This is a genomic window from Microbacterium sp. NPDC089987, from assembly GCF_044748505.1.
GTDB lineage: Bacteria > Actinomycetota > Actinomycetes > Actinomycetales > Microbacteriaceae > Microbacterium.
The window spans coordinates 90,029-108,089 of sequence record NZ_JBIVGE010000001.1 but is presented as its reverse complement, the minus strand read 5'-3'; the positions used below and the strand labels follow the sequence as shown (position 1 = coordinate 108,089).

The window sequence follows — 18,061 nt, the reverse complement described above, 5'->3', positions numbered from 1 at the left end:
CGAAGGGTCAGCTGTAGACGTGGGGCGCCAGCACCGCGACATCGCGCAGGTTGCGGTAGCTCTCGGCGTAATCCAGTCCGTAGCCGACGACGAACTCGTTCGGGATGTCGAATCCGACGTACCGGCAGTCGATCTCCACCTTCGCCGCTTCGGGCTTGCGCAGCAGCGCGAGCACCTCGATCGACTCCGCTCCGCGCGACTCGAAGTTCTCGAGCAGCCAGCTGAGGGTCAGCCCCGAGTCGATGATGTCCTCGACGATGAGCACGTGCTTGCCGTGCAGGTCGGTGTCGAGATCCTTGCGGATCTGCACCACGCCGCTGGACTTCGTGCTCGCGCCGTAGCTCGACACGGCCATCCAGTCCATCGGCGCGTCGATCGGCAGCGCGCGGGAGAAGTCCGCCATGACCATCACTGCGCCCTTGAGCACGCCGACCAGGAGGAGGTCCTTGCCTGCGTAGTCCTCGGCGACGCGCGCTGCCAGCTCATCGAGCTTCGCGAGGATCTCCTCCTCGGTGACGAGGATCTGGCTGAGGTCGTCTTGGATGTCGGCAGCGCGCATGGATCGATCTTAGGTCGATCGGCATATGCTTCCCCACTACTGTGAGCGGTGAAGCGGGGCATCCGCCCTGCGGGGAAGGAAGACATGAACGTCGATGAGATCCTGAAGCAGGTGCCGATCGATGACATCGCGAGGCGCTTCGGCGTCAGCCCCGAGTTGGCGCGGCAGGCCGTGCAGGAGGGTGGCGCGACGCTGCTCGGCGGCCTGGCAAAGAACGCCGAGAGCAGTGAGGGCTCCGCGGCGATCGAGAAGGCACTGAGCCGGCACGGCGGCTCCGCCCGCCCTTCGAGGGTCGACGACGTCGATCAGGCTGATGGCGAGAAGATCGTGAAGCACGTCTTCGGCGACCGCAAGGGCGAGGTCACCGAGAAGCTCAACAAGAGCGAGAAGACGGCGGGCGGCATCGACTTCGGCAAGCTGCTGCCCATCCTCGCGCCGATCATCATGGGCATCATCGCGAACAAGAGCAAGGGCAGCTCGAGTGGCGGCGGCGGTCTGGGCGACATCCTGGGCGGGCTGCTCGGCGGCGGTCAGCACTCCGGCGGCTCAAGCAGCGGTTCGTCGGGTGGCGGCCTGGGCGGCCTCGGAGACATCCTCGGCGGGCTGCTGGGCGGTCGGAAGTAGCCGCTATCGCGCGCTGAAGACGATCTGCCCGCCTGCCCGACGTGCGGTGCACGCGGGCAGATCGATCGGCCCCTGACCAGACCAGTCGGTCACCAGGCGTGCCACCTCGAGCGTCTGCGACCTCGTCAGGCTCACGCCGAACTCGCTGTCGACGACGAGGCGGATGATGCGATTGCGCAGCGCAGCCGGATTCGCGGCGAGCGCCGCGACGCTCACGGCGATGCCAGCCTCGGCATGCTCGACGATGTCCTCGATGGTCTCGTGGATCATCTCCTCGAACGCCTCGGCATCCTCGCGCAGCTGCTCGGCGGTGCGCGCCAGCGCCTCGGCGATGCCGGGGCCGAGCTCTGCCTCGAGCACCGGCAGCACGCGCTCGCGGGTGCGGACGCGGGCGTACCTGTCGTCGAGGTTGTGCGGGTCGTTCCAGATCTCGAGTCCGGATGCCGCGCAGCACGCCCGCGTGGTGGCCCGGCGCACACCGAGCAGCGGTCGGACCCACAGCATCCCGTCGTCGCTCTCGCGAACCGGCGCCATGCCCTGCAGGCTCGCGGCTCCCGAGCCGCGCGCGAGACCCAGCAGCACGGTCTCGGCCTGGTCGTCGAGAGTGTGCCCGAGCATGACGGCGGCCGCGCCCTCGGCACGGGCTATGCCGCCGATGGCCGCATAGCGGGCCTCCCGCGCTGCCGCCTCGACGCCCTCGCCGTCGCTGACCACCCGGACCTTCGTCTGCAGCGCGTCATGCACACCGATGTGCTCCGCGGCGACGGCGGCGGATGCCGCGACCATATCCGAGCCCTCCTGCAGCTGATGGTCGACGGTGAGGCTCAGCACCGTCATGTCGCGGGCTCGCGCCTCGAACACCGTGGCGGCGGTCAGCGCGAGCGAATCGGCGCCGCCGGAGAGAGCCACGATCACGGTCGCGCGGTCGGGCAGCAGGTGGAGGGCGCCCCGGACGGCGCGACGGACTTCGGCGATGGCGAGATCGAGCGAGGGCACGCGTCCACGCTAGCCTGCGGCGCACCACCCCCGGGAGAAACCGGTAGGCGGCAGGGCGGCCTTGGGGGCGCGAACGGTAGCGCGCGCCGCGCGCGCGGCCGTACCCTGGGGCCGTGGACAAGGGGACGGTGCCGACCCGGTTCGCGCCGGAGCGCTTCACGGCGTTCACCGACGCGGTGGTCGCGATCGCGATGACTCTGCTGATCCTGCCGCTGCTGGAGTCGGTCACGGACGCCGCCGAACGCGGCATCCGGACTGCGGATTTCCTTCACGAGACGTCGGGGCAGCTGGTCAGCTTCATCCTCAGCTTCGTGCTCATCGCGACGTTCTGGATGGAGCACCACCAGATGTATCGCCGGGTGGCGGCGATCACGCCCGCGCTGCTGTGGATCAACATCGGCTGGCTGCTGACGATCGTCTGGCTGCCCGTGCCGACCGCGATGCTGGGCCAGCTGCCGACGGATGCGGTGCAGGCGACCGTGTACATCGGCACGCTCATCCTGACCCAGATCGCCACGCTGACGGCGAAGCTCTACCTGCTGCGCCATCGCGATCTCGCCGACATTCCCGCCGAGGCCCTGCGACGCGGCTGCGCAGGAGACATCGCGGCCGTCATCCTGTTCCTCGTCGCGCTGATCCTGGCGGCGTGGGTGCATCCGATCGGCTACCTCGCGCTGCTGCTTCTCGTGCTGGTCGGGCCGCTCGAGCGAGGGCTGCTGCGGCTGCGCAGGTAGGCTGGTGCGCGGCATCCGACCGTCATTCCAAGGAGAACAGCACATGGGCGCACACGACGCCGTCATCGAGATCCCGCGCGGCAGCCGCGTGAAGTACGAGGTCGACCACGAGACCGGTCGCGTTCACCTCGACCGCGTCCTGTACACCACCTTCGGCTACCCGGCCGACTACGGCTACTTCGACAACACGCTCGGCGAGGACGGCGACCCGCTCGACGTGCTCGTGCTGCTCGACCACACGATCTTCCCCGGCGTCGTCGTGAACGTGCGCCCCGTCGCCGTGCTCAAGATGAGCGACGAGGCCGGCGGAGACGACAAGCTGGTGGCCGTGCTGTCGAAGGACCCGCGCTGGGCGCACATCCAGGACATCGACGACCTGCCCGAGTACACGAAGAAGGAGATCGCACACTTCTTCGAGCACTACAAGGACCTCGAGCCCAACAAGTGGGTCAAGGTCGACGCGTGGGGCGACGCCGCCGAGGCGCAGCGCATCCTCGACGAGGCCATCGAGCGCTTCGCCGGCGACGGGCACTGAGCCTCTTCGACGGGCCGCTGAGCCCGTCGAAAACGAGAACCCCCGGCCTCTCGGCCGGGGGTTCTGTCGTTCTCAGCTCCGGTGCGGGTCAGATCGCGCCGCGGGCCGCCAGGAAGTTGTACGGGTTGGTGCGGCCGCCGTTGATGTACACCTCGAAGTGCAGGTGGCATCCCTGGGAGGCGCCGGTGTTGCCGGCGTAACCGACGAGCTGACCGGCGCTGACCTGCTGGCCGTTCGAGACCGCGTAGCCCGACATGTGCGCATAGCTCGTAGCGATGCCGTTGCCGTGCTGGATGCGCACCCAGTTGCCGAAACCGCTGTTGTAGAAGGCGGCGTCCACCCGGCCGCTCGAGGCCGCGTAGATCGGCGCGCCGCACCCGTTGGCGAAGTCGGTGCCGCCGTGCGTGGTCGAGCGGCAGACGCCGCCCGTGCACACCGGCGGGCGGGGACCGAAGTGCGAAGAGATGTGACCGCCGTGCGGGCGACGCCATGCGCCGGATCCGCTTCCGCCGGTTCCGCCGCCACCGCCACCACCGCCGCTGCTGCTGGCGCCGCCACCGCCACCGCCGCCGCCGCCGCCGCTCTGATGGTTCTTGGCGGCTTCTTCGGCGGCCCTGCGAGCGCGCTCGGCCTCCTCGGCGCGGCGTCGCGCCTCCTCTTCCTTCCGGATGCGCTCGCCCTCCTGATAGCCGGCGACCGTCGCGGTGGTGTTGTCCTTGAGAGCGGCGAGCTGCGCCTGCAGCGTCACGAGGTTGGACTGACGCTCCTCGAGCGCAGCCTGAGCCGCGTCGGCGGCGCGCTGCGCGGCCTGCATCTTCTCTTCGGCGATCTTCTGCAGCCGGTCGCGCTCGTCGCGAGCGGTGGATGCCTGATTGCTGAGGGACTGAGCGGTGTCGCGAGCGGACGCCGCACGTTCGGCGACCGTCCGGTTGTACTCGACGAGCTTGTCCATGCTGCCGAGACGCGCGAGCAGGTCGTCGGCTCCGTTGGAGGACTCGGAGAGGAAGAGTTCGAGGGCAGTCTCGTCGCCGCCGCTGCGGTAGAGCTGATTGGCGACCTGCCCGGCCTTGCGAGCGCTGTCGGCGGCGATCTGCGCCTGTTCGTCGGCCTGCGCCTGAAGGTCGTCCGCCTTGGCCGCTTGGTCGAAGTACGCCTGCTGTGCGGCGTAGAACTCGTCGCCGGCCTTGCGGGCAGCGGCTTCGGCCGCTGCAGCCTCATCGGTGAGCTGCTGGATGAGCGCCTCGATGCGCGTGATCTCAGACGCCTTCGCCGCTTCACTGGCCTTGGCGCGCTGCACGTCATCCCAGCTGGGGTACCCGGCGGCCTGAGCGGTCTGCGTGTTCGCGGAGACACCGAAAGCAGAGAGTGCGACGGCGCTCAGAACTCCGACGGTGAGCGCGCTGCGGCGGGTGAGCTTCGAGCGCGACCAGAGAGCCTCGCGTTCTGCGGGCGTCGGGGCGCACCCGCAGTCAGCCCCTGCGGATCGGGCATCCGCAGTAATGTCCTCGTTCACTCGGCTCCTTTCGCCGGATTCACAGCTGCAACAGTAACAACATTCGTCACAGTCGCACCAGGTACCGGCCTCGCCGCGACCCCGCGGAGAGACGCGATGCGTGCTTCTCGCCACTCCATCGTCCTCCCGAAACGCCCGGGATGTAAGCCGACGCGCCCCCGATTTCGTTTTTGCCTCGCCCAGCCCTTATGCTTGAGCGTCGGCAAGGGAAACCCCCAAGGAATCTCTTCGGCCCCATCGTTTAGCGGCCTAGGACGCCGCCCTTTCACGGCGGTAGCACGGGTTCGAATCCCGTTGGGGTCACTCTTCCGATACAATTGAAAAGTTATGGCCCTGTAGCGCAGTTGGTTAGCGTGCCGCCCTGTCACGGCGGAGGTCGCGGGTTCAAGTCCCGTCAGGGTCGCTCCGAGCGTCGAGCCTTCTTTCGAGGAGGCTCTTCGTCTAGGGTGCGGCAGTTCTCGAAGTGCCGCACGGCTCTGTAGCTCAGTTGGTAGAGCGTTCGACTGAAAATCGAAAGGTCACCGGATCGATGCCGGTCGGAGCCACGTAGCGGAGATTACACCGCTGCTGAACCCTCGCAAGGCTTCTACTTGCGGGGGTTCTTTTTTGGCTGCTGACCAGGGAGATTTGTCGGTACTGGCGCTGCGCACTCAGCGACGTGCCAATGGAATCGTGAAGATCTTCCGCGTATCCCCCAGATTCTTCAGTCACGCACCCCGCAGTAACCCCGCACTTTGGAGATCGTACTTTTGCTCCGTCGGGCCTGCGTCACCGCTCAGCCGACTGCGACCTGAGCGACCTCGCGGAGCACGCGATCGCGCTCACGCTCGCGCGCTGCGATCGGATTGGCACGGCGGCATCCCTCGCGCACCTGAGTCGGACCACGATGCGACAGGCGCGGCCTGAGTCGAACCATCGGATGCGGGGTTAGGAGCCCGCGCTCGCTCTGGTGCTCACTGCCGCGCTTCAATCGAGAGCGATGAACTGCGAGCTCAGCTGGTCACGCTGGAGGAGATTCTCCAACGTCGCTGCCGGAACGCCGATCTTCAAACCGATCCAGAACAGCCCCTCACCGTCCGCTAGCCCTGTCGACGACTCCCGAAGATTACCTTGGCCTGCTACTGCACAAGCTGGACAGCAGCCTCCTCTGCCTCCGACGATAGTCATCCTGAGGCGTTGCGGGTGCGTCGACTCAGCCGCGCCACTGCCTTCGCTTGGATGACCGACAACCCGTGGGCTTCTCTCCAACCCCCGACTCGCGCGCCTCCGGCCAGGGCCGACCTCGTAGCAGCACGGCGCGACCTCCTAGATGAGCCCCTGCAGCGACTTGCCCATCACTCCCGCTGCCTTGGTCGAGCCCTTGAGCGTGTTCATGTATACGTCCTGGGTCATGCTCGGATTCTCGTGGCCCAGGTAGTCGGCGATCTCCGTAGCGGATAGACCGGCCTTGTCGAGAATCGTGGCTACTGTCTTCCGGAAAGCGTGCGTAGACAAGCCCGGGTAACCCAGGCTGTTGCGCCGGTCTCGTAGCTCGCGCTGCGTGTTCGATGGGTCCCGAGGTCGCATCAGCGGGGTCGGGAAGATCAGGCCGGTATCGTCGCACAATCTCTTGTGACGCTTGTGCAGCAGGCTCATCGTCGCCTCCGGCAAGTGCGTCGTACGCGCAGACTTGTCAGTCTTCGCAAACTCCTGGCGCACGATCCCCTTCCCCTTCACACGCACGTTCTGCGCCACGACGGACGCTGTGCCGGCGGCGAAATCGATGGCGTCCGCTTCGAGCGCGCATACCTCGGCGACCCGCCACCCGGATGCGAGCATGAACGTGATCAGGTCGACCGTGTCCCACTCGAGGAGCTTCTCGTCAGCACGAACGCGCTCGAGGAATGTAGGGAGCTCGTCCAGCGGAATCGCCGTGCTCCCCTTCTTCTTCCTCTGGGTAACACGCTCGAGCTCACGCACGGGGTTGTGCGACAAGGCACCGTTCCGCACCGCAAGGCCGAGCATGCCGCTCAGGGCCGACCGGCAGTTCTTCGCTGCCCCAGGACCAGCTTCCTTTTCAACCGCGTTGAGGAACTTCTGCAGCCGCTCAGGCGTGGCTTCCGCAACCGAGAGATCGCCGATCCGCGGCGTGATGTGCGCGGTCACCGCATAGCCGTACGTCTCCAGCGTGCCTTCCGAGCGGCCCAAGTCCCGACGGGACTCCAGAAACCTCTGCCCAAGAGCACGAAGGTGCGTCGCCGGCTTCAGCTCGCCACCACGGGCAGCCTCGATCGTGGTCAGCGCGTTCTTCAGCGCGGCCGTCGCCTTCGCCTTGCTCGCCGCGTGCTTCTCGATCTGGCGAGACTTCCCGTCCGCGAAGCGGTAGCGAGCTCGGGCACGCCATTTCCCCGGCTGAACCTCAGCCACGTTGATGGTGCCGTACGTTCCGATCGCCAACCGTGGCCTAGCCATCAGTCCTCGCTTTCCAGGGACGCGCGGATCTCATCGACGAGGATGCGCGTCACGCGGCCGCGCGCTTGCGGGGTGCTCGCCACTCCCGCACGCTGCTTCGCTTCAGCCTCGAGAGAGTGCCCCCAGAGCTTAGACGCGTGGCGCTGAAGAAGGAGCGGTTGAATGCCGAGTTTCTTCGCGGCACGGGACTCCGCGAGGCTGACCGGCGGTCGGGGCCCGCGCAAGCTCGGGGCGAGCTCAGATGGCTGGATCGCGGCATCCCACATCGCGTCGACGCGGTCATAGCTCCGCGCAGCATCGGTGCTGGCGGAGCGCAAACGCAACGCCTCAAGCTCCAGTTCCTCGTCCCAATCGTCTTCAGTGGGACTCGTCATAGGAGCATGAGCATGATCCTCGGCGAGTATCTCGACTGGAGCTCCCGAGAGCACCCTCTCGACCCACGATCGCTTGACCGGCTGATCGGAGCTAAGGATGTACGGGCGATCGAGGAACTCAGCTGTCCCCAGCAGGTCCGCCAGTCGGATTGACTCCCCCGAGAGTCGCCCGAGAACGAGCGCAAGAGTCAGCAGAGTCGGAAGAGTTGGGGCTGCCTTCCCTCCTTCGATGGCCTGCACACTCGACAGGCTCCACCTGGCGCCGAACTCGCGGCCCGCTTGCGCGACCGTGTCCATCGTGATTCCGCGATCTTGGCGGAAAGCACGCAAGAAGCGACCAACCGCTTCGGCGTATGTCGTCGACTCCATACTCAGAGATTACTAGATATTTAGAACCTGTGCTAACGTTGCGCACACGCTACGCATTTATGGTATTCACAAGCAAAAGGAAGTAATCATGACCGCTCGCCAGCCCACTCTGCTCGACGTGAAGGAACTGTCCGCACTCACCGGCATGTCAGTGTCGACCATCTACCGCAAGCGGTCGCTCGGCGAGTCACTGCCGCGCGCCGTCAAGATCGGCTCTGCGGTGCGTTGGCGCCAGGCCGATGTAGACCTGTGGATTGAGGAGCAGCTGGAACCAGCGATGTGACGCAGAGACACTGCCCACAGCGCGAGCAAAGCAAAACGCCCCGGAAAAGCCGGGGCGCTTCACACAACAGATCTCGGCTAACGAGCGGCAACTCGTTTCTCACCAAAGGACCTGCATATGACCGTATCAGCGGACGCTGACACTAGCTTTGACACAACCACAGACCTCGACCTCGACCTCGTCGACCGCGGTGGTCGTCCGGATGCTCTCGACATCGAGTATCAGACCCATTGGCTTCGCGAGAGCGCGAAACAGCATCGTCTCCACATGCGGATCGCCTATGAGGTGGCCGCCGACTTCCAGCTGAAGTTCATGCACGTCACCGGTCTCGGATGGTTTCGATACGACAAGACCCATTGGGCTGCCGACGACGCTGACAAAGGCGCCACGAACGCCGTCATGAAGACCATCCGTAGGCTCGCTGCAGATGGGCTCACCGACAAGGACCTGTATTCCGATCTTGTGAAGGCTCAGACTGCTGCCGGCGCCAAGGGTGTGCTCAAACTCGCAGCGGGCCTCCCCGGTGTCTCCGTGAGCGCATCCGAACTCGACGCCGACCCATTCGTACTGAACACTCCGTCTGGCCTGCTTGACCTTGAGTCGTTCGAACTTCGACCACACGATCCACTGGATCGGATTACCAAAATCACCCGCGGTTCGTACGATCTGACGGCACCGCGTGAACGGTGGTCGACGTTCCTCGAGCAGGTCCTGCCCGACGACGAAGTACGCGCGTATCTACAGCGTGTCCTCGGCCTCGCGCTTGTCGGCAAGCAGCTGGAACACATTCTTGTGATCGCGACCGGCTCTGGCCGCAACGGCAAGGGTGTGACCTACGAGGCACTCGGCTGGGCAATCGGCGATTACACTCACTACGCTCCATCCACTCTGTTCGAGCGCACGAAGGGCAATGCGAATGCCGCGTCGCCCGCGCTGTTCGATCTGCGAGGGGCACGGTTCGTGGCACTGTCAGAGACTGAGAAGATGGCGCGCATCGCGTCGGCCCTTCTCAAGAGCCTGACGGGTGGCGATCCGGTCACCGCTCGTGGCTTGTATGAAAAGCCGATCACCTTCTTGGCGTCCTGGCTGATCCTTCTGGTCACCAACCATCTTCCGACGCTGCCAGCCGATGACCCGGCTGTCTGGGAACGTGTCCGCGTCATCATGTTCGACGTCTTCATCCAGAAGAAAGACCGAGACCCGAGGCTTGCCTCCAAGCTCCAGGACGAGGCTGACGGCATCCTCACCTGGGCCGTCGAGGGCTTGCGTCAGTACTGGGCCGGGGGACTCGCAGAGCCTGAAGCCGTCACCGTGGCCACCAGCGGCTATGCCGCCGCTCAGGACAGCGTCAAGAGGTTCATCGAAGCTGTCTGCACGGAATCGCCTTCGACCGGTGGCAACACCACGAAGGAGCTTCACGACGCCTACACCGACTGGGCGACCGCAGAGCGCATCTTCGCAGAGCACAGACTTGGGCGCACTGAGTTCGGGCACGCCCTTGACCGGCTCGGCTTCCCATCCGTGAAGAAGAGCCGCGGGATGGTACGCGCCGGTCTCGGACTCGCCGGCAACGGTGGCGTTCCGATTTCTAGTGATCCTTACGACCGGAGTCACGAGGTCTCGGCCCCGGACGCGGACCCGCCCACCGCCTCCTGGGAAAGTTCCGATGATCCGCCCAGCGCTGTCTTCGTTGGCTGAGGGTGAGACGAGGGCGTGTCGCGCGGCCTTCGTGGGGGTGCTCCCAGCGTCCGATAACCGTCACTATCTCACGCTCCACGCCCTCTCATTATGAGCTCGGGCGCGCCAGCATCTGAAGAGTCACCGACCTGCTCGGCCCTATGCAGTTGTGCAGTTGAAAGCCCAAACCTCCCCATGTGAAGCACATCACAAGGCTTACGTTCAACTACTGCAGAACTGCATCGGACGGCATACGTGCCGCTCGATGCAGTTCTGCAATTCACATCCCAGATCCCCTCGCACCCGTTGAACAAAGAGAGTTCTGGCCATCAACTGCACAAGTGCATCGGCTTCACCTGCACCGAGCTCCGTTAAGCCGATCTGTCTCCCTAGGACAGGCACGGGAAGTCCCTCATGAGCGGAGTGCGCTGACTCCGTTTCGTAGGTCCGGTGGTGTGAGAGTCGTCCTGTCGCTCGCTGTCGCGGGCGGGAGACTGGTCAGATCCGGCGACAATGCCGATGTGGGAGCGACGCTTGGCAGCAGCGCGATTCGGTCCCATCCGTGGACGGGGCGCTACCAAGGTGGTTTAGGTATCGCGATCTCGTCGACGGAGCATGGAGTACGTGAGCCAGTCATGGGGCGTGTCGGTTGCGCGTCGCGCGATGGAGTCGACGAATTCTCTTTCGCGTTCACCGATTTGCTCCGCCGACAACGCCGGCACATCGAACGGGTCAGCACCCATGGACCACATCGCGTGGGGCTCCAACACGGCGTCGTAGGTCAACACCATCCGGCGGTGTGTCCCATCGTCATAGCGCGCAGCGATGCCGTCGAGGTCGTTTCCCGTTTCCTGAGCGTACTGGCAGGCGACCGTGGCGCTCCACGGGGACTGCAATGCGCCTGCGAGGGTGTCGAGCTTGGCAAGTTCCGCGCTCGTGAGCCCCGTTGCCATGCGCTTCACCTCGACGGGAATGAACTCGCCGGCTCGTGTCAGAAGGAGCACGTCGGCCTCGCCGAGCTCCCTCGTCTCACCGAATGGGAAGATGCTCATCCCGGGATGGCTTCCGATGAGGCGTCCGTTCGAATCGGAGCCGAGGATGGACTCGAGGAACCTCGCAGTGAGAATGTGCCCCATGGCGTCGGCTTCGTAGACGCGGCGTGCCGGTTCGCTCAGCCGATACTTGAAATCGATCGTGGGGCGGTCGCCGAAGGGAAGGTCGATCGCAGTCGCGCATCCTCGGCACGTGATGGGTGGCGCGAACGACCCGATCGGGATCCACTGTTTCGCACCGCAGGTTCCGCATTGGAGGGGGAACCCTTTGATGATGATGCTGGCTCGTTCCGCCCATTCGAGCCAGTACTTCGCAGCCTTGTCGTTGTTGCCAAGAACCCGTTTGAAGTCGTGGAAGGACTTCTCGGGTAGCTCGTCGATGGACGCGCCAACCGCTTCCCCCGGCTGCACGACGATACCGGCGCCTCGGAGGCGTTCCTTGTACCAATTGAAGCCCTGACGCGCAGACATCGATTCCAGCAGGCTGAGGAGGGGCGCGTGGCAGAGCATGTACGCCTCCCATAGGCCACCCATCATTGTGATGAGGAGACGAGCGGCGATTCCGGGCGCGGATTCTCTCACCTCCAGATCGCGGATAGACGCCAGGCTGTGAGCCATCAGCTCGCGAGAGGGCCACTGGAGACGGGTGATTTTGTCAGCGAAACGCGGAGACGACCAGTGACTGTAAGCGCCGTCGTGGAAACCCTCGACGCGGTAGTCGTCGCTGACGGGCAACGGAGCGTCCTCCACCCGAGCGTCGAAGTGAAGTATCAGCAGGTCGTTGATGTTGCGCTTCTCGAAGACTTCACTATGACGTGACATGTCGAGAGCCTTGTAGGACGCGTGGCCGTTTTCCCACACAAGCACCTCGTCGCGGCTCCAACCCAGAACGGTGCCGAACATCAATAGGTCCTCCGGGGTGGCAACAGAGACATCACTGATGTTCGCCGCGGCAGCGACGAGTTCCTCGGTTGGGACGGAACAGCTGGTGACGTAGAGAGAGGAGGCGGAGAGTCCATGACGGGCGAGTCCCCCTGCTGTCGCGAGATTGCTGAGAGACGCGGGCGAGAGAGCGCTCAGCGGTAGGCCGATCGGGGTGGCATAGAAATCTCCATGCGCGGCGCGAAGATTCCACAGAAGCGCCAGATCATCGAGCGATCCGGGAGAACACACCACGACAACATTCGGCCCTGCGTCATAGAGGGAGAACCGGCTTGCGGGGAGGATCGGCTGAGCGGAGCGGATGTGAGAGCTGGCGGTGGAAGCGTATGAAAGGCTCGTCATGGACAATCGCCGTGGGGTTATGACGGGAGTCCGCGGCCAAGTCCGTGTAAGCAAGTCGTCGAGCGACCCCGTCGTGTGCACTCGTTGCACCTCTACGAAGTCCTCGAACTTCACGTCCGGTACCCAATTACCATGCCGGACAATTTCGGGATCGATGTGCTCGGGAAGCGAGCCCAGGCAGGCTTGGTAGATCAACCGCCACGGATCGTCCTCCTGGAGGGAGACGATCTCGATCGGCGGAAGATCGTTCGATCCCCCGTAAGGCAAGAGTCCGGCAGCGAGCTGGTACCGGGAGATGTCGCGCTGGGTACCTGGATCTACAGCGGCATTGAGGGCCATGCTGTGGTCATACGGCGCGCCATGCACGGAGTCGACCTGCGAACCACGCAAGCGCCGACGATACAACTCCGTGATACTGCCGTCCGAGTCGAGAGGCACCATCGGGTTTGATGCGCCACCCCAAAGCTGACACTCGCGTTCGACCAAGCCTGTGAACGAGGCTAAGTCGCCGCTACGGACCGGAACCGCAACGCGCCGCGGTCGGGTACTCAGACGGGTCGCGTGAGGGCCATTGAGACGTTCGCCGTCCAGGAAGTGTGGCATCCCAGCATGATGGCAGTTCCTGCGGCGACCGCGCGGGGTGGAACACGGGTGGGGTGATGCGAAGGGTGCCCATTGCGATCGGCCGTGAGCGGCTCGGAACGACTCGCGCCTCCCGAGGCAGCTGCTCGGGACGCTCGAACTTTCGGCTGCCACTCCGTCCGTTCTGGACTACACGTGCGGAAATGATTCCGTGATCCATTCGGCAAATGTTCGCGAGCCAGGACGTTCATGCCGAAGGCGTCGGCGCGCTTTCGTTCGCCGATGCCCCGGCCGTGCGAAGCGGAGGAGGGGCATCGCCGGGAGCACCCGAGGACGCCCCAGTGGGGCGTCAGAGGGCTAGGAGCGCCAGCTCCGCAGTCAGGGCCTGAGACGCGCCAGCGTCGAAGGTGAGACAGCCAGGAGGACCGAGCGAAGCGAGAGTCCGAGGGGCTGACTCAGAGGCGTCGGCTACGCCGACCAGCGGGCAAGTTGAACCGTAGCGAAGCGGAGGAGAAACGCAGCCCGGTGCCACCTCCCCTTATGCTCTTTTCTCTTTCTCCCTCGAATCGCGAGCCTTAGCGAGCGAACGAGGTCATTATTGCCGTTTCATCAGCGGAAAAGCTTGGTCCCAGACCCATTGGTACCAGAGCAGAATCCGAAGGGCCCAACGGGTGCTCTGGGACCATGGCCATGTTTTTGCGTTGGAAAATCGGGGTTTGCTTGGGACCGCGGTTTTGGGTGCCTTGGCACCGTGGTCCCAAGCCTCGAACGAAGCGAGGCCCGAGGGAGGAACGACCGAGTTTCCACCCCGACGCGGCCGCGGGCACGGTCGTCATTGCTCATCAAACGGCGCAGGCCGAAGCGGAGCGCCGGCCTCTGGGCATAGCGGCTGAGCCCCATCTGCGGCGCCGACGAAGGAGGTGCTGCAGCGACCCGCGACAAGGAGCGGAGCTCCGCTCGTGGTCTCTTCCTTCGCTTTGCGGTGGTCCACTGCTTGCGAGTACGACTGCCGTTCGACCCGTTAGCGCACTGTTGCCGCTCACGTTCTGACAGCCTTTGCGCAGATCGTTTGAGCTGTCTCGGCGGCCATGGCCCGGCCCCACGGAGGCCAAGAGGGGGCATCGTGTGACCGAGATGCGACCAGTCGAAGACCGTCCGGCGACCAGACAGGCTGAATCCGCTCGATTCGGCGTTCGATTCATAGCCGGTGGCCCCTTTGGGCCCAGCGGAAGGCCCAGTCGAGACCATCATGTGGCCCGCCGAGAGAATATGGCCTCTGCCGCTGTGTTAGTGGGCAACGCAGGACCACGGTGGGGCCACGTAGCGGCCAGCACGAGACCATCTCGCACCCGCTCCTCCGTAGTGGGACGCGGGCCGCAGCGAGGAATGCATGATGACCCGAACCGTGGCGGGAGGGTCGAGAGGACACTCAACACGAGCGGAGCTAACCCGCCCTAGCGTTAGTCTGCGTGACAACCGAGGGCGAACTCGTCCGCCCCACCGATGCAGCCGGCCCTCGCCAACGCCGTGGTCGGACCGTGGCGGAGCACCCCTCGACGAGAGTCAGCGCGAGCGATCGTCGAACCGCCGGACATACAGGCACCGCGTTGTGCGGCGTGTCTTGTCGAGGAGATCGCGAACCGCTTCTGCGCGTAAACGAGCATTGCTCGCGGGACCGTCATGATTCACACCAGCCTCCTCGTCCCCGCAGCGGTGAAAATGGATAACCTGACAATCTCCTGCGAACCAAGAATGAGCACAAACATGTTTTGTGTTCATTCATGAGTGGATTCTGTGCAGGCGCTTTGCCGAAATTTTCCGGCAGTTCACAGACAATCACCATCGCACAATTACGGTATATCGTGTGGAACGACAAGACGACGATCCAACGACTGCTGCATGGCCTTCTGCGAGCTCTATTCACGCGCTGGTCGGAGCGGTCTGCCGGCTGACTGACGACCCGGAATGGCTGATCGCTGCATTAACCGAGATGCTGACAGCTATGCGACCACCCGTCCCACCGACGGAAGCCGAAGTCGATTACTTGCTCAGCTCAAGTGCGTTCACCCCGACGCAGCTCTCACGAATCAGGGGCCGAGTCGCGCACGGATCTTTGGCGCTCGAGGGTGCTAAGAGCTTCCTCTCCGCACTCTACGCGACCTGGTCTCTCGAGCAAGTAGTCAGCTACATGGGCTCATCCAGGAATGAGGTTCTGGCGGCCGTCGAAGACGGGCAGCTCTATGCGGCCAAGATCGGGCAGAGCTTTAGGTTCCCGGTGTTCCAGTTCAACATCGGCCGGCCAGAACCTCTCCTACCCCATCTCCCCGAGTTCATCGAGGCAGTTCACGACCGCTGGAACTGGATCAGCGCCGCGGCGTTCATGGAAACGCCCCAAGCGACCTTGCTCTCCGTTTCCAAACTGACGCCACGTGCTTGGCTCCTCGACGGCGGCAGCTTCGAAGACATCAAGCAGATCACCAACTCCACACGCTGGCGCTGACTGCCGAGCGACGACAGAAAGGATTCTCGAATGACCACGAACGCGAACGTATGGCGTCAAGAGTGGCCCGCGCACCGGGTGCGGCTCATCGATATCACTGCCCGACATCTCGTCGATGAGCAAGCCCGCGCCAGTCACGGTGAGCTACCCAGCTGGAACGAACTTACGCCGCAGCATCAGAGCAACTTCAGCGACACCGTGGCCGCAGTGTTCGTTGCGCAAGCCCGAGCGTTCGCCGAGCTCGAGGCGGAGTTCGAAGCCAACGAAGATCCTCACACTGATGAATGAGGCAACGACGTCGGGCGGCGGAGCTACTGCCCCTGAGATAGAGGCATGACTTCGGTGGGACGCCCGAGCAAGGGCCTCCGCGATGCCATCATCATTCGACCGACCCCCGAGCTCGGAGCTCTGCTTCGATGCGAGGGGCAGCGCAACCTCATGACGGCGGGGGAACATGTCGTGTCTCTCCTCGCGCAGCACTTCGGGCTACCCCAGTTCATGCCAGAGCCGTCGCTGCGGAATCCCGAGCGTTACCCCACACGCCCTCATGTCACCAACGGCCGCGATTCGATCAGTGTGCGGCCGCCACTCGAGTTCGGCCATCTCATCAAGGAATGTGCGGGGAACGCAGGACTGAACTACGGCGCGTACGTCGTCGACATGATTGAACTCATGCTTCTTGCTCAGCCCGAGGATGACGACGCGGCGTCCGAGGAGCGCTGAGCCAAAGCTAGAGAGATGGAGATCTTGGAGACCGCTGCTACGTTCAACCTCCCGGACGAGCGCGTGTGGGTTGTCGGAGATCTGCACGGCAACGCAGGCTGGATTCAAACGCTGCTTCCTGCGATGCGCCGATTCGACCCAGGGATGCGCACGATCCTTCAGGTCGGCGACTACGGCTTCGATCACGACAGGCGCGGCACTCACGTGGTGGACTGCTGGGCCAGGAAGGCTGGCATCGATCGGGTACTGGTGACGCTCGGCAACCATGAAATGTGGGAGAAGATCACGCCAGCCCAGCAAGCAGCTCCGGGTCAGCCGATCCGCGTGAGCGAAGTCGTGTGGCTACTTCCCCGGCCGTTCCGCTTCCGTATTGCCGGGCGCGAGGTCCTCTCTCTCGGCGGCGCTTCCAGTGTGGACAAGGCGCATCGCACACTTGGACGAGACTGGTTCGAGGACGAGCTCATCACTGAAGAGATGGAGAAGCTGGCCATCGCCGGAGGCGGCGCTGCTGTACTGCTCTCTCATGAGTCGCCGGCGCGAGCGGTTCCCGAGGCTCGCACGATTCTCGAGAGCAATCCGCACGGGTTTCCGGCGGATGCACTCGCCCTGTCCGCAGCACAGCGTGAGCGAGTGCAACGTGTCAGCGACGCAGTGATGCCCGAACTTCATCTGCACGGCCACATGCACGTCTACGGCGACGTCGAGCACGCAGACGGACGCCGAGTGATCAGCCTTGACCGCGACACCTTCGCTGGCAACGCAGGCGTCCTCGACCTCGAGTGGCTTTCCTTCGCCCCTCTTCCTCACCTCTCTATTCGCGGCCGGTGGTGACGACCCAGGAGAAGGAGTTGTCCTGCGCGCCGGCACCATGCGCTCCTACGTCGTTGACCCGGGACTGCTCGGCAAGTAACGCCAGTAACTGCGTTACCTGTTACCGGTGTTACTGAGGCTGAGAAGCCACAACTCGTGTGCACTCGAACCGCATGGCAGAGCTCGCGCATGGACCAGGGACGCTCCAGAACAGGTCGACGCCGGTGGGCGTGAGCCTATGCGGCAGGGTGGATGACGGTTGGGTCCGTTGTATCCACAGCGCGGGAGTTGTTCACCTTACGGTCCACCACATACTGCTGAATGGTGGCGGCGACAGCAACGGATGATCCGTCGAGCGTGGCGAGCATGTCTTCTCGTCCGCCTCGGTTCAGCTTCAGCGGCTCGAGCCATGCGTCCATCGCCTCCGGTGTCAGGAAAGCCGGCATCCGGTCGTGCACCTCGCCGCCGGCATCGCGTGCTTCGCGTGTGACGACGACGAAGCACCGGATGCGCTCCCCGTGCACGTCCATCGACCAGGTGAGGCCGGCCGCGGCCAGAAGTCCGTCGCCGTGAAGGTAGTGCGGGGTCTTGTCGCCCTTCTCGCCCGTCCACTCGAAGTAGCCGCGCATCGGAACCACGCACCGTGCGGCGGTGAGCGCGGGCGCCCAGAACCCGGTGGCGAGCTTCTCGATCCGGGCGTTGATGATCGGGGCACCCTTGGGCCGGTTGGCGGGCTTCTGCCAGTCCCAGCGCACGAGCTCCAGGATGCGTCCCTCGCCGCGGTCACGGACGATCGGGGCGTCGTCGGTCGGGGCTATCGAGTAGGAGCCGTTCCAGGACTTCCACCAGTCTTCGGGCTTGCCGCCCTCGGCGACGAACTCGCGCACGAGCTCGTCGGTCTTGTCGGCGGAGAGAAGTATTCATCGGAGAAGTATTGCTACTCAGACGCAGCGACCAGACGGTCACCCCGACCAGCAGATGAACACGCATGTGTG

The 18,061-nt window shown here is 64.5% G+C and carries 16 protein-coding genes and 3 tRNA genes; 12 read left to right on the top strand and 7 right to left on the bottom strand.

Features of this window, described 5'->3' with window-relative positions; all coding sequences use genetic code 11:
• Window positions 1–7: 7 nt before the first annotated feature.
• The gene (gene hpt, locus ACIPV2_RS00545; protein WP_400837036.1) at window positions 8–559 is read right to left on the bottom strand and encodes a hypoxanthine phosphoribosyltransferase; all 552 of its coding nucleotides are present in this window, start codon (window positions 557–559) and stop codon (window positions 8–10) included.
• A gap of 84 nt (window positions 560–643) precedes the next feature.
• On the opposite strand from hpt, the gene ACIPV2_RS00540 reads away from it, so the two are divergent.
• The gene (locus ACIPV2_RS00540; RefSeq protein ID WP_400837034.1) at window positions 644–1,183 is read left to right on the top strand and encodes a DUF937 domain-containing protein; all 540 of its coding nucleotides are present in this window, start codon (window positions 644–646) and stop codon (window positions 1,181–1,183) included.
• A 3-nt stretch (window positions 1,184–1,186) separates the two neighbouring features.
• Here the strand turns inward: ACIPV2_RS00540 and tilS are convergent, their stop codons facing one another.
• Window positions 1,187–2,179 carry a tRNA lysidine(34) synthetase TilS gene (gene tilS, locus ACIPV2_RS00535; protein WP_400837031.1) on the bottom strand — a complete coding sequence of 331 codons (993 nt, stop codon included), beginning with the start codon at window positions 2,177–2,179 and terminating at the stop codon, window positions 1,187–1,189.
• Window positions 2,180–2,292: 113 nt separating this feature from the next.
• Between tilS and ACIPV2_RS00530 the strand changes: the two genes are divergently transcribed.
• Both ACIPV2_RS00530 and ppa read left to right on the top strand, forming a co-directional pair.
• The gene (locus ACIPV2_RS00530; protein ID WP_400837028.1) at window positions 2,293–2,913 is read left to right on the top strand and encodes a TMEM175 family protein; all 621 of its coding nucleotides are present in this window, start codon (window positions 2,293–2,295) and stop codon (window positions 2,911–2,913) included.
• Window positions 2,914–2,956: 43 nt separating this feature from the next.
• The gene (gene ppa / locus ACIPV2_RS00525) at window positions 2,957–3,448 is read left to right on the top strand and encodes an inorganic diphosphatase (RefSeq protein ID WP_400837025.1); all 492 of its coding nucleotides are present in this window, start codon (window positions 2,957–2,959) and stop codon (window positions 3,446–3,448) included.
• 88 nt (window positions 3,449–3,536) lie between these two features.
• On the opposite strand, the gene ACIPV2_RS00520 is transcribed toward ppa, so the two are convergent.
• Window positions 3,537–4,961, bottom strand: a complete 1,425-nt coding sequence (locus tag ACIPV2_RS00520; protein ID WP_400837022.1) for a M23 family metallopeptidase — start codon at window positions 4,959–4,961, stop codon at window positions 3,537–3,539.
• A gap of 230 nt (window positions 4,962–5,191) precedes the next feature.
• Between ACIPV2_RS00520 and ACIPV2_RS00515 the strand changes: the two genes are divergently transcribed.
• From ACIPV2_RS00515 to ACIPV2_RS00505, 3 genes are all read left to right on the top strand, one after another.
• Window positions 5,192–5,264 (top strand) — tRNA-Glu (locus ACIPV2_RS00515).
• A 26-nt stretch (window positions 5,265–5,290) separates the two neighbouring features.
• Window positions 5,291–5,364 (top strand) — tRNA-Asp (locus tag ACIPV2_RS00510).
• Between the two features lie 69 nt (window positions 5,365–5,433).
• Window positions 5,434–5,506: transfer RNA gene (locus ACIPV2_RS00505), tRNA-Phe, on the top strand.
• A gap of 760 nt (window positions 5,507–6,266) precedes the next feature.
• On the opposite strand, the gene xerC is transcribed toward ACIPV2_RS00505, so the two are convergent.
• Window positions 6,267–7,397 carry a tyrosine recombinase XerC gene (xerC, locus tag ACIPV2_RS00500; RefSeq protein WP_400837019.1) on the bottom strand — a complete coding sequence of 377 codons (1,131 nt, stop codon included), beginning with the start codon at window positions 7,395–7,397 and terminating at the stop codon, window positions 6,267–6,269.
• Window positions 7,398–7,411: 14 nt separating this feature from the next.
• Complete coding sequence (locus ACIPV2_RS00495) at window positions 7,412–8,155, bottom strand: helix-turn-helix domain-containing protein (RefSeq protein WP_400837016.1); 744 nt, start codon at window positions 8,153–8,155, stop codon at window positions 7,412–7,414.
• Between the two features lie 88 nt (window positions 8,156–8,243).
• On the opposite strand from ACIPV2_RS00495, the gene ACIPV2_RS00490 reads away from it, so the two are divergent.
• Entirely contained in the window at window positions 8,244–8,438 is a 195-nt protein-coding gene (locus ACIPV2_RS00490; RefSeq protein ID WP_101188030.1) for an AlpA family transcriptional regulator, read from the top strand.
• Between the two features lie 117 nt (window positions 8,439–8,555).
• Entirely contained in the window at window positions 8,556–10,136 is a 1,581-nt protein-coding gene (locus ACIPV2_RS00485) for a phage/plasmid primase, P4 family (RefSeq protein ID WP_400837012.1), read from the top strand.
• A 566-nt stretch (window positions 10,137–10,702) separates the two neighbouring features.
• Here the strand turns inward: ACIPV2_RS00485 and ACIPV2_RS00480 are convergent.
• On the bottom strand, window positions 10,703–12,790 hold the full coding sequence (locus ACIPV2_RS00480; RefSeq protein WP_400837010.1) for a hypothetical protein: 2,088 nt from the start codon (window positions 12,788–12,790) through the stop codon (window positions 10,703–10,705).
• Between the two features lie 2,107 nt (window positions 12,791–14,897).
• Between ACIPV2_RS00480 and ACIPV2_RS00475 the strand changes: the two genes are divergently transcribed.
• The 4 genes from ACIPV2_RS00475 to ACIPV2_RS00460 are packed head-to-tail and all read left to right on the top strand — an operon-like array spanning window position 14,898 to window position 17,087.
• The gene (locus ACIPV2_RS00475) at window positions 14,898–15,533 is read left to right on the top strand and encodes a hypothetical protein (RefSeq protein ID WP_400837007.1); all 636 of its coding nucleotides are present in this window, start codon (window positions 14,898–14,900) and stop codon (window positions 15,531–15,533) included.
• Window positions 15,534–15,563: 30 nt separating this feature from the next.
• The gene (locus tag ACIPV2_RS00470; protein ID WP_400837004.1) at window positions 15,564–15,821 is read left to right on the top strand and encodes a hypothetical protein; all 258 of its coding nucleotides are present in this window, start codon (window positions 15,564–15,566) and stop codon (window positions 15,819–15,821) included.
• Between the two features lie 45 nt (window positions 15,822–15,866).
• The gene (locus ACIPV2_RS00465; protein ID WP_400837001.1) at window positions 15,867–16,256 is read left to right on the top strand and encodes a hypothetical protein; all 390 of its coding nucleotides are present in this window, start codon (window positions 15,867–15,869) and stop codon (window positions 16,254–16,256) included.
• Between the two features lie 15 nt (window positions 16,257–16,271).
• A complete protein-coding gene (locus tag ACIPV2_RS00460) occupies window positions 16,272–17,087 on the top strand; it encodes a metallophosphoesterase (protein ID WP_400836998.1) in 816 nt (271 codons plus the stop codon).
• A 215-nt stretch (window positions 17,088–17,302) separates the two neighbouring features.
• Here ACIPV2_RS00460 and ACIPV2_RS00455 read toward each other — a convergent pair whose 3' ends face one another.
• Complete coding sequence (locus tag ACIPV2_RS00455; RefSeq protein ID WP_400836995.1) at window positions 17,303–17,953, bottom strand: SOS response-associated peptidase; 651 nt, start codon at window positions 17,951–17,953, stop codon at window positions 17,303–17,305.
• Between the last annotated feature and the right edge of the window lie 108 nt (window positions 17,954–18,061).

Bases quoted from the DNA above. Each gene is read 5' to 3' on its own strand.
- hpt (WP_400837036.1), bottom strand. From the start codon at position 559: ATGCGCGCTGCCGACATCCAAGACGACCTCAGCCAGATCCTCGTCACC.
- ACIPV2_RS00540 (WP_400837034.1), top strand. From the start codon at position 644: ATGAACGTCGATGAGATCCTGAAGCAGGTGCCGATCGATGACATCGCG.
- ppa (WP_400837025.1), top strand. From the start codon at position 2,957: ATGGGCGCACACGACGCCGTCATCGAGATCCCGCGCGGCAGCCGCGTG.
- ACIPV2_RS00495 (WP_400837016.1), bottom strand. From the start codon at position 8,155: ATGGAGTCGACGACATACGCCGAAGCGGTTGGTCGCTTCTTGCGTGCT.
- ACIPV2_RS00490 (WP_101188030.1), top strand. From the start codon at position 8,244: ATGACCGCTCGCCAGCCCACTCTGCTCGACGTGAAGGAACTGTCCGCA.
- ACIPV2_RS00485 (WP_400837012.1), top strand. From the start codon at position 8,556: ATGACCGTATCAGCGGACGCTGACACTAGCTTTGACACAACCACAGAC.
- ACIPV2_RS00480 (WP_400837010.1), bottom strand. From the start codon at position 12,790: ATGGCCCTCAATGCCGCTGTAGATCCAGGTACCCAGCGCGACATCTCC.
- ACIPV2_RS00470 (WP_400837004.1), top strand. From the start codon at position 15,564: ATGACCACGAACGCGAACGTATGGCGTCAAGAGTGGCCCGCGCACCGG.
- ACIPV2_RS00465 (WP_400837001.1), top strand. From the start codon at position 15,867: ATGACTTCGGTGGGACGCCCGAGCAAGGGCCTCCGCGATGCCATCATC.
- ACIPV2_RS00460 (WP_400836998.1), top strand. From the start codon at position 16,272: ATGGAGATCTTGGAGACCGCTGCTACGTTCAACCTCCCGGACGAGCGC.